Genomic DNA, 9,205 nt, shown 5'->3' with positions numbered 1-9,205 from the left:
ATGCAGAAGGACGGCTCAAAGGAATCCTTGAAGGGGAAATTCCAAAGGGCAGGCTGGGACAATGCATTCCTCTCTCGCCTGCTCAGCCTGTTCTGAAATGCGATTGCCCTGCCCGTCGGGCGAAACGATATTCCCCGTCAGCCGGCCGGCTGCACGCGCTTGGCCGCCAGCGCCACGCCGAGGCCGGCCACCGCGATGCCCGTCATCAGCAGGAGGAGACCCACCGCGCCGCTCGCGCCGGTGGCCAGCAGCGCGGCAAGGATCGAGCTGAGCGCCCCGGTGCCGATCTGGCAGGCGCCGAGCATGCCGGCCGCCGCGCCCGCGGCCTGCGGCATGACGCTGATGCCGCCGGCGGTGGCCGTCGGCAGCACCAGCCCGTTGCCGAACCCGACCAGCAGCATCGGCGCAAACAGGGTCAGCGGCGACAGGAAGCCGCCGGCGATCAGAGCCAGCGACAGGCCGGTTGCGGCCAGGGTGAGCGTGGCGCCGGAGACCATCATGGTCTTGATGCTGAACCGTTCGGACAGCCGTGCGGTGGCAAAATTGCCGGCCATGTAGCCGATCGCGCAGAGCGCGAACCAGACGCTGTAGCCGGCAGGCGTCATTCCCAGCACGGCCATGGCGATGAAGGGCGCGCCGCCGAGAAAGCCGAAGAACACGGCGGAAGTCAGCGACGACGTTCCGACATAGATCCAGAAGGCCGACGATCCCGCCAGTTCGCCATAGGCGCGCAGTTGCGGCAGGATCGGCTGGCCTTTCTCGCTGTTGGTTTCCGACAGGTCGAAGGCCAGGAGGGCGATCGTGACGACGCCGATGCCGGTGAGCAGCCAGAAGACGCTGCGCCAGCCGAAGGCGGTGTCGAGGATGCCGCCGATGAGCGGCCCCAGCATCGGCGCCACCGCCAGTCCCATGGTGACGTAGCCGATCATCGCGGCCGCGCGCTCGCGGGTGTAGACGTCGCGCACGATCGCCCGCGACAGTGCGATTCCGGTGGCGCTGGCAGCCTGGATGACGCGGCCGACGAGGAACAGCACCACGTCGTCGGCGACCAGGCACAGCAGCGTGCCCACGAGGAACAGCGCCATGCCGCCGAGGATGATCGGCCGGCGGCCGTAACGGTCGGAGAGGGGACCGGCGATGAGCTGGATGATGGCCGTCGCGACGAGATACAGCGACAGGCCGAGCCCGACCGTCGCGCCATCCGCCGACAGATCCGCGGCGATCGAGGCCATGGAGGGGATGAAGATGTTGATCGCCAGCGGCGACAAGGCCGAGGCGATCATCAGCGAGACCAGCATCGGCCGGCGCGGCGCCGAGCCGCCGTTTGCCGGTGGCACGGTCTCCTCCGCCGCCGGCGGGATGGCCGGTTCGGCCCGCGGGCCCGGGCTTTGCGTCAGCATCAATGCACCTGTGTCTTGACCGGCGCGGCGACCCCGCGGACCCGTTCGCGATATAGGGTATAAAGTCCGCTTGCCACCACGATGGCCGCGCCCAGGAGGGTGAGCGGCGAGGGCAGGTCGCCGAAGACGACGAAGCCGAGGATCAGCGCGAAGACCAGGATCGCGTAGCGAAACGGCGCGACGAAGCCCATGTCGCCGAGCCGCATCGCCTGGACGATGAAGATGTAGCCGACGGCGATGGCGGCGGCCGCGCAGCTCAGATGCACGATCGTCATCCCCGGCATCGGCTTCCAGCCGCCGGACAGCGGGATCAGCAGCCAGCCCAGGGCGGAGACCGCGATCGCGGTGATCAGGGCGACGAACAGCGACGGCACGGCCCGGTCCATCCGCCGGGTGGCAAGGTCGCGCACCGCCGAGCCGGCGACGGAAGCCAGCACGGCGAGGGAATAGACGGTAAAGCCCTCGGTGCCCGGCCGCACGATGACGAGGACGCCGACGAAGCCCACGGCAATCGCGGCCCAGCGCCGCCAGCCGACGGGTTCGCCCAGGAACAGCGCGGCACCCAGCGTGACCGTGAGTGGCAGCGCCTGGAAGATCGCAGAGGCGTTGGCGATGGGCATGTGGGCGAGGGCGGTGATGTAGGAGAGCGTCGCGATGATGTCGGCGACGGTGCGCAGCATCAGCCGCGGCGACATCGCCATGCGCACAGGCCGCAGCGCCCCCATCCGCCATGCCAGCAGGAACAGCAGCAGCGACGCGGCGACGCCGCGCACCGCCATGATCTGTGCCGGCGCGATGTGTTCCGACGACAGCTTCACGAAGGTGTCGTTGATCACGAATCCCGCCATCGAGACGAGCATGAAAAGCGCGGCGCGCGCATTGTCGCTGAGCAAGGGACGCCCCGGGCGGTGGATGATCAGCTTCCCTTACGCCTCACCCCGGCAGTTGGCGAGGGCGACGGAGCGTTTTCCGAAGGCAGGCTCTGGCCGCCGATGGATCGCCCAGGCAGGGATTCCTCTCCGCGATTACTCGCGGGCGGGGCCGTCCAGCGTCATGGTGATGGGTCCCACCAGCCGATCATAGGTCTCGCGCTCCGATTCCGGGTAGCGGATCGAGACCGAATGCACGAGATCGCCCCGGAAGATGTAGCGCTCGTAGAAGATCCTGCCGTCGCGATAGCCCGAGACGACGGCCCAGCGCTCGCCGGACCGGTCATAGGTGACCTCGTCCGTGTCGGAGCGCTCGCGCACCACCGCCTTCGGCGTCTCGCCCTCCTGGCGCGGCCTGGCGTAAATAAAGATCTCCGCACCCTCCGGCGAGCGCCAGCCGAGGCCGTCGCCATTCGTCGGGGCCGGCAGCTGGTCCGGAAAGGCCTCGGCGGGAAAGCGCGCCGTCGTGCCGAAGCGTTCGTTGCGATAGGTCACGTCGTCGGCGTTCGCCGGGCCGACGCTGGTTAGCACAGCCGCCAAGACCAGCGCGGCGACCGACAGTCCTTCAAAGCGCATGGATCATCCTCCGGTCATGCTCATGTGCCGCGAGACCGAGGGCTTGCTCGTGTCGCGGTCGATGATGAAATCATGCCCCTTCGGCTTGCGGCCGATCGCCTCGTCGATGGCGTTCGACAGCAATTCATCGCCCTCCGAGGCGCGCAAAGGCGCCCGCAGATCGGCGGCGTCTTCCTGTCCGAGGCACATGAAGAGAGTGCCGGTGCAGGTGACGCGGACGCGGTTGCAGCTTTCGCAGAAATTGTGGCTCATCGGCGTGATGAAGCCGAGTCGCCCACCGGTCTCGGCCACTTCCACGTAGCGCGCCGGTCCGCCGGTCTTGTAGGGGATATCGTCGAGCGTCCAGCGCCGGGAGAGGTCGCGACGCACCTGGCTGAGCGGCAAATACTGGTCGGTGCGGTCCTCGTCGATCTCGCCGAGCGGCATCGTCTCGATCAGCGTGAAGTCGATGCCCTCGCCATGGGCCCACTCGATCATGGCGGGGATCTCGTCCTCGTTGAAACCCTTCAGCGCCACCGCGTTCAGCTTGATCCTCATGCCGGCGGCCTGTGCCGCGCGAATGCCGGCCATCACCCGGTCGAGCTCGCCCCAGCGGGTGATCTGCCGGAACTTGTCCGCGTCCAGCGTATCGAGGGAGACGTTGAGGCGGCGCACGCCGCAATCGGCCAGTTCGTCGGCGAAGCGGACGAGCTGCGAGCCGTTGGTGGTCAGGGTCAGCTCTTCGAGCGCTCCCGATTCCAGATGCCGCGACAGCGAGCGCACCAGATGCATGATGTTCTTGCGCACCAGCGGTTCGCCGCCGGTCAGGCGCAGCCTGCGCACTCCCTTGTCGATGAAGGCGGTGGACAGACGGTCGAGTTCCTCGAGCGTGAGAAGGTCGCGCTTGGGCAGGAACGTCATGTCCTCGGCCATGCAGTAGACGCAGCGAAAATCGCAGCGGTCCGTGACCGAGACGCGCAGATAGGTGACCGCCCGCCCGAAGGGGTCGATCATCTCCGGGCTCGCGGCGGTCTGCGGCCGGGTCTTTGCAGCAGCGGCCTTGATGTCGGTGACGATGCTCATGAGATTGCGGCTTCGCGGGCAAGGGTGATGTCCATGCCAGCGAATGTGGAAGCGTGGTGCTTGCGGGTCAAGCGCCGGGAGACGATGAAGCCCTTGTCCGACAAAATGAATCACGCCGGGGAGGCGAAACAGCCATGACCGAGGCCACTCTACCGCCGCAGGAAATCCGCGTCACGCCCGATCGGCGGACGCTGGTGCTCGTCCAGCCGGAGGGCCGACGCGACGAATTGTCGGCCGAGATGCTGCGGGTGATGTCGCCTTCGGCCGAGGTGCAGGGCCATTCGCCGGACCAGCGCAAGACCGTTGGCGGCAAGATCGAAGTGGCGATCGCCTCGGTCGCGCCGATCGGCCATTACGCGGTCCGCATCGGCTTCGACGACGGTCACGATACCGGCATCTTCACCTGGGGCTATCTCGCCGACCTGGCGCGCGAGAAGGATTCGCGCTGGCAGGCCTATCTGGACGAACTGCAGGCCAAGGGGCTCCGGCGCGAGCGTTGAGACTCGCCGCCGGGGGCCTCAGATCTCGGCCCGCTCGGCGACCGTCTCCCGCAAGACCGCATTGGCCAGGACGAAGCGGTTGCGGCCGCTGGCCTTCGCCTTGTAGAGGCGGTCGTCGGCCGCCTGGTAGAGAGCGTGAAAGCTGTCCTGAGCATCGAACAGGACGCCGCCGACACTGACCGAAAGGGGCACCAACTTCCCCTCCAGGGAAGTCAGTCGGATGCTCGCGACGGAGTCGCAGAAGCGTTCGGCTACGATCATCGCTGCGGAACGGTCGACACCGGGCAGGAGCACACCGAATTCCTCGCCGCCCAGCCGGCCGATGATATCGCCCGGCCGCAGGCACTCCTTCAGACGCAGCGCAATGGCCTTCAGGGCCCGATCGCCGGTGGCATGACCGTAGCGGTCATTGATCGACTTGAAGAAATCCGCATCGATCAGGAACAGGGCGCCGGGCACGTCACCTGTCGCCATGGCTTCGAGCCGCGCCTCGGCCCGTTCGGTGAAGGCGCGCCGATTGAGCAGCGTGGTCAGTCCGTCATGGGCCGCGATGATCTGGAGTTCGCGGTTCAGGATGCGCAGGTCCCGAAGCTTCAGCAAAAGGTAGACAAAGAGCGGACCGGCCAGGATCGTCGGCAGGACGACGGCAGACATCATCGCCAGGCGGAAGGGCTCGGGATGCGCATTGCGAAACATGACCGCGTTGTAGGCGAGCGATACCGCAATGCAGAAGAGCATGCCGCAGAGCGTCACGACCGTCAGCTTGACGAAGCCGCGCAGGGACAGTGGTCGTGAGGAAATTGTGCGCGCGTCATCTCAAAACAATGTTCTTCGGCTCCTGCGCGAACGTCGGAGTTGCGACGATCGAGAACGCTGCGGCTGCAAGGATATGTCTCATTTATAGACCTCTTCATGCTGGAATGATGCAGCGTGAAGGGGTGCTCTCATCGATCGTTCCCCAATCCTATCGCGATAGGGCGCGTATCGGGAAGACTTCCCCGTGATCGTTCATCGCCGGGTCGTTCGCGACGGCTCTTAAGAAACGCTGTTCCCAATGCGGCGCGCGGATCATTCCACGATTGCGCTTGGTGCCGGAGGCGTTACGGCAGGCTGTGGCCCGTCCGACAGGCCATCTCCGCGTTCGGAAAGGAGAAAGGCGCCGACTGCGCCGACTGTCACCAGCACGATCAGCCATCCGAGGGCCGCCCGATATTTGCGGCGTTCAGGCTCGTGCCTGCTCCAGCCTTGACGGTCCATTTTGTCCTCCGCGGGATGATGTCAGGTGTCGGTTGCGCTTTGCGGCATTCTGGTCTGACCGCCGCTGCGTCTTCCAAACGCTTACTCTCATCTCCCGCAATCGTTCCAGTCGCGAGCCCCGCGGTTCGCTTGTCCGTCAGCGATATCCTGTCGTCCCGGGCGATCTCGCCCTTCAGTCGCGGTCCAGCCAGTCGGCGTCCATTTTCAGCGACGCCCTGAGAACGTTCGTGCCGGCCTCGTCGCGAACCGTCACGGTGATGGTGTGGTGGTCCCCATGGGACAAGGCGGAGTTGGCCAGGCCGGGTAGCGCCTCGAAGGCCGTATCGCGCACCTTCTCCCGCGTTTCGCATTCCACCCCGACATCGTCCTCGCTGAACGCGTATCGGTCCTGAATGTCGAAAAAATAGAGGGGCATCGAATTCTCCGGTGAAGCGGCATGCGCACTGACTAGACGCTTCGGCGCCCAGGTTCGATCCCGTCAGGGCCCCAGGGAAGTCGTTCGCTGACTAATTGCGCTGCGCGGAGGCAAGTTGCGGACAGCGCTGATCAAATTCCCAAAGACGGTGCTAGGACGAGACATCTGGTCGATATCGTCCGCGCCCCTCGACCGTCTGCAGCATCACGCCGACGGGACCCGATCGCGGGAGTGACCGGCGCTCGCCTACGCACGCCTGCCGCGGGCGACGGATCTGCGCGCGATCTGGTTCCGTCCGCCGGAATGGCGTCGTGGAGATTTCGGGGCATGGGACCGGACAGATGATTTTAACGGAACGGCGCGCACCGGTCGTCGATTACGGGCGCATCAGGCGTCGTGTGCGCGTCGCCTCGATCGCCCTTGCCGTGACCGGGCTGGCTGCGGGGAACGTCGCTTGGGCGCTTGGCCGGCCCGACCTGGCCAATGGCGCCTCGGCGGTCGGGGTGATCCCGGTTCTCGCGGTCCTGGCTTGCGAGATGGTCCTCAGCGCGCGTCGCGGGAATTTGCGCCTCGATATCGTCGCGGTGCTGGCGATGACCGCGGCACTTCTGGTCGGCGAGACGCTGGCGGCGGGGTCGTGGCACTGATGTATGCCGGCGGCCAGGCGCTGGAGGCCTATGCCAATGGCCGCGCCGGTCGCGAAATGACGGCATTGCTCGACCCATGTTGCGGCATCCGAGGTGCGGTCGCTCGGTGTTGTAGTGGACGAGCCAGGCGTCGAGATCTCCCTGTAAGCGCACCGACGCTGCCGTAGAGGTTCCCGCGCTGACGGGTGGTCGAAACAACCTTCGGATAATCCGCTGGCGACGCCTCCTGGGCGACTACGACCAGCGCATCGACGTCTCGGAAGCCATGATCCACGTCGCCATAGGAAGCCTCCTGCTCCGACGCATCAGCCTTTGAGACAATTTTCAAACGGACTGTAACCGATCACCGTCCCACAGGCCGGAATTGCACTATCCGGCCGCTTCCCGCTGGCAGCGGAAATAATTGCTTATCTGCTCGTCGCTTAGATCCAGCATGTACTTTGCCTCGGTCGCAGAAAAGCCGGCCTCCAAGGCATTGCTCAACGCGGTCCATTCGGGGTTGTGAGACAAAATCGCCGCCGCGTCGTGTTGCCTCGGAAAAAGGGGACGCCGCGCGGTGAGCTGTTTCGCTTGCATGTCGAACTCCGTGTTCAGGCTTGCTCGAGCGAACGCGATACATCTCGAAGGGTGAGAGGGGACGTCAGAGAAAACTCTGCCGCGTCTGATAATGCCAACAGGCTGTTCACCGAATGTGGTCACCGCGTGTCCGCTGCGTTGCAAACGTTCGCTGCAAAGCGAAACGGTATCAGTTGACAGCCATTCCCAAGGAAGGCCGATCACAGACGCGCTCGCCCGCTTCGCAGCCTGTTGGAGTGGACGGCCCCCGCACGGCATCGATGTGCCAGAATGAGGTCGTTAAGGATTTCAAGCGCGCATTGCCTGGAAGATGATGGTGACCGGCGACTCATATCATATCGAGCGCATGCTGTGCCGCCCACCATGGAGAGGGCAGCTTAAGGATCAGCTACTGCGGGGAGCAGACAATCATGCAACCGCGATGCTGATGCCGGAACTTGCAAGAGAATGAGCAGGTGGTGCGATCGATCGATCCGAGGCGTGGGCCACTCCGTAGCATGCATCGGCTATTCGTAGGCCGCTAGCTTATTGGGAACTCTCGTCGCGGAAACCATCTTGGCCGGCGGTCATGTGCGACCGCACACACGGACGCCGGACATATGACCGCAAGCGATCCGATCCAAAAACGCTGTTCAACCCCTTGCGAGGAGGGGCCGTCCACATATGCATGCTGGTGCGGGAAAGAAGCGGCAGGAGGGGATGATCGTTCCGTCCGAGGACGCCTTCAGTACTCGTGACCGCAGATCCTCGCTCAACGCTCTGGCCATCATCCACCTCCATCAAGGTAGACTTTGAATCAGACGCCGCGCCTACCGTCACTTCATATCCGATTCATCGATCGGGGGACATTCTCTAGTTCTGCTCGAATATGTGGCGGCGCTGAAAGTCGATTTTATTGAGGAGGTCAACGAACTCTTCAGCTTCCTTCGCATCCATATCCACCATCACTTGTTCATCAATAACTAAGGGCAAGTCCGTAAACAAGTCGACAACGGACCAAGTCCTGTCGGAGAGCTTTCGAAGTGAGTAACGCACGGGTGCCATGGCTCCATAGTGCGCCCTCCCTGAACTCCCGACAATCGGCTGCAACAGAAAAAAATGTTACCAAATGTAATGTTTGAGATCGCTCAGGCCGCCTGCGATCCAGCGTGTTGCCGTCACTTCTCGGCCTGGCTGGGGCTGGTGCCAAAGCAGCATTCGACCGGAGGAAAGGATCAGTTGGGCTCGATCAGTAAGCGCGGCAACGGTTATCTGCGCAAGTTGCTCGTTCATGGCAGCCGCTCCGTCATGCGCTGGCGCGGGCGCAAATGGACCTGGCTCGCGAAGCTGCGGGACCGGCGCCCCGCCAATGTCGCGGTTGTGGCGATCGCCAATAAGACGGCGCGCATCGTCTGGGCGTTGCTGCGTCATGGTGGAACCTACGGAATGCCGGCCCGCATGCCGGCGTGAGTTCCGCGGTTATCCTGATCGGTCCGAAGTCGGGCTGATGCGGTTGCGAGGGCAACAAGGCAAGTGATGGCAAGACCGGGCGTACCGGGACCGGGTGAACCCGTTGGGCGCATCGAGCTTCGAGCTCGCGCAACGTGATTGGGGGCCGGTTCGCGGATATTCCATCAAGGCTCGTGGCGCAGGGTGCTCCACATCGTAGAAGCCGGATAGATGAGCGCAGCCGCAGGAATTGCCAAAACCGCCGGAATGACCCTTGCAAAGTCGGGGGCGTCCATAGATGAGCCCAACAGTATGCCAGCACCATGGGCTCGCCGCCCGAGCGCGTCGGCTTGCTCAGCCGGCGATAGCCGCTGTAGCCGTCGACCTGAAGAATGCCGTCGAAGCCCTGGAGGAT

9 protein-coding genes and 4 pseudogenes are annotated in these 9,205 nt (G+C 64.5%); 4 read left to right on the top strand and 9 right to left on the bottom strand.

The window, feature by feature from the left end:
- Positions 1-137: 137 nt before the first annotated feature.
- The 4 genes from VQ042_RS23505 to moaA form a co-directional block, all read right to left on the bottom strand.
- Positions 138-1,400: a multidrug effflux MFS transporter gene (locus tag VQ042_RS23505; RefSeq protein ID WP_331822710.1), complete on the bottom strand. Its 1,263-nt coding sequence runs from the start codon at positions 1,398-1,400 to the stop codon at positions 138-140.
- A complete protein-coding gene (locus VQ042_RS23500) occupies positions 1,400-2,293 on the bottom strand; it encodes a DMT family transporter (RefSeq protein ID WP_331822709.1) in 894 nt (297 codons plus the stop codon). Before VQ042_RS23500 ends, VQ042_RS23505 begins: the two co-directional genes overlap by 1 nt.
- A 132-nt stretch (positions 2,294-2,425) precedes the next feature.
- The gene (locus VQ042_RS23495; protein WP_331822708.1) at positions 2,426-2,905 is read right to left on the bottom strand and encodes a hypothetical protein; all 480 of its coding nucleotides are present in this window, start codon (positions 2,903-2,905) and stop codon (positions 2,426-2,428) included.
- A gap of 3 nt (positions 2,906-2,908) precedes the next feature.
- A complete protein-coding gene (moaA, locus tag VQ042_RS23490) occupies positions 2,909-3,898 on the bottom strand; it encodes a GTP 3',8-cyclase MoaA (protein WP_331822711.1) in 990 nt (329 codons plus the stop codon).
- Between the two features lie 203 nt (positions 3,899-4,101).
- Between moaA and VQ042_RS23485 the strand changes: the two genes are divergently transcribed.
- Positions 4,102-4,467, top strand: coding sequence for a DUF971 domain-containing protein (locus VQ042_RS23485; protein WP_331822707.1), 366 nt, complete (start codon positions 4,102-4,104; stop codon positions 4,465-4,467).
- Positions 4,468-4,485: 18 nt separating this feature from the next.
- On the opposite strand, the gene VQ042_RS23480 is transcribed toward VQ042_RS23485, so the two are convergent.
- Positions 4,486-5,205: a GGDEF domain-containing protein gene (locus VQ042_RS23480; protein ID WP_331822706.1), complete on the bottom strand. Its 720-nt coding sequence runs from the start codon at positions 5,203-5,205 to the stop codon at positions 4,486-4,488.
- 691 nt (positions 5,206-5,896) lie between these two features.
- Entirely contained in the window at positions 5,897-6,139 is a 243-nt protein-coding gene (locus VQ042_RS23475) for a DUF6894 family protein (protein WP_331822705.1), read from the bottom strand.
- 341 nt (positions 6,140-6,480) lie between these two features.
- On the opposite strand from VQ042_RS23475, the gene VQ042_RS23470 reads away from it, so the two are divergent.
- Complete coding sequence (locus VQ042_RS23470) at positions 6,481-6,786, top strand: hypothetical protein (protein ID WP_331822712.1); 306 nt, start codon at positions 6,481-6,483, stop codon at positions 6,784-6,786.
- A 69-nt stretch (positions 6,787-6,855) separates the two neighbouring features.
- Here the strand turns inward: VQ042_RS23470 and VQ042_RS26175 are convergent.
- Positions 6,856-6,964 (bottom strand): annotated as a pseudogene (locus VQ042_RS26175) (IS481 family transposase); the annotation flags it as partial.
- 27 nt (positions 6,965-6,991) lie between these two features.
- Here VQ042_RS26175 and VQ042_RS23465 point away from each other — a divergent pair.
- Positions 6,992-7,102 (top strand): annotated as a pseudogene (locus tag VQ042_RS23465) (IS5/IS1182 family transposase); the annotation flags it as partial.
- 53 nt (positions 7,103-7,155) lie between these two features.
- Here VQ042_RS23465 and VQ042_RS23460 read toward each other — a convergent pair.
- Positions 7,156-7,362, bottom strand: coding sequence for a hypothetical protein (locus tag VQ042_RS23460; protein WP_331822704.1), 207 nt, complete (start codon positions 7,360-7,362; stop codon positions 7,156-7,158).
- 1,155 nt (positions 7,363-8,517) lie between these two features.
- Here VQ042_RS23460 and VQ042_RS23455 point away from each other — a divergent pair.
- Positions 8,518-8,811 (top strand): annotated as a pseudogene (locus VQ042_RS23455) (transposase); the annotation flags it as partial.
- A 277-nt stretch (positions 8,812-9,088) separates the two neighbouring features.
- On the opposite strand, the pseudogene VQ042_RS23450 reads toward VQ042_RS23455, so the two are convergent.
- Positions 9,089-9,205, bottom strand: a pseudogene (locus tag VQ042_RS23450) (IS66 family transposase); the annotation flags it as partial.

It is taken from the genome of Aurantimonas sp. A2-1-M11, assembly GCF_036549475.1.
Taxonomy (GTDB): Bacteria; Pseudomonadota; Alphaproteobacteria; order Rhizobiales; family Rhizobiaceae; genus Aurantimonas.
Note: the sequence above shows the minus strand (reverse complement) of the source record. Positions and strands in the feature narration are given on the sequence as shown.

What these genes read in the sequence shown, in the direction of transcription:
- VQ042_RS23505 (WP_331822710.1), bottom strand. Translation starts at nt 1,400, where the DNA reads ATGCTGACGCAAAGCCCGGGCCCGCGGGCCGAACCGGCCATCCCGCCG.
- VQ042_RS23495 (WP_331822708.1), bottom strand. Translation starts at nt 2,905, where the DNA reads ATGCGCTTTGAAGGACTGTCGGTCGCCGCGCTGGTCTTGGCGGCTGTG.
- moaA (WP_331822711.1), bottom strand. Translation starts at nt 3,898, where the DNA reads ATGATCGACCCCTTCGGGCGGGCGGTCACCTATCTGCGCGTCTCGGTC.
- VQ042_RS23485 (WP_331822707.1), top strand. Translation starts at nt 4,102, where the DNA reads ATGACCGAGGCCACTCTACCGCCGCAGGAAATCCGCGTCACGCCCGAT.
- VQ042_RS23480 (WP_331822706.1), bottom strand. Translation starts at nt 5,205, where the DNA reads ATGCTCTTCTGCATTGCGGTATCGCTCGCCTACAACGCGGTCATGTTT.
- VQ042_RS23475 (WP_331822705.1), bottom strand. Translation starts at nt 6,139, where the DNA reads ATGCCCCTCTATTTTTTCGACATTCAGGACCGATACGCGTTCAGCGAG.
- VQ042_RS23470 (WP_331822712.1), top strand. Translation starts at nt 6,481, where the DNA reads ATGATTTTAACGGAACGGCGCGCACCGGTCGTCGATTACGGGCGCATC.
- VQ042_RS23460 (WP_331822704.1), bottom strand. Translation starts at nt 7,362, where the DNA reads ATGCAAGCGAAACAGCTCACCGCGCGGCGTCCCCTTTTTCCGAGGCAA.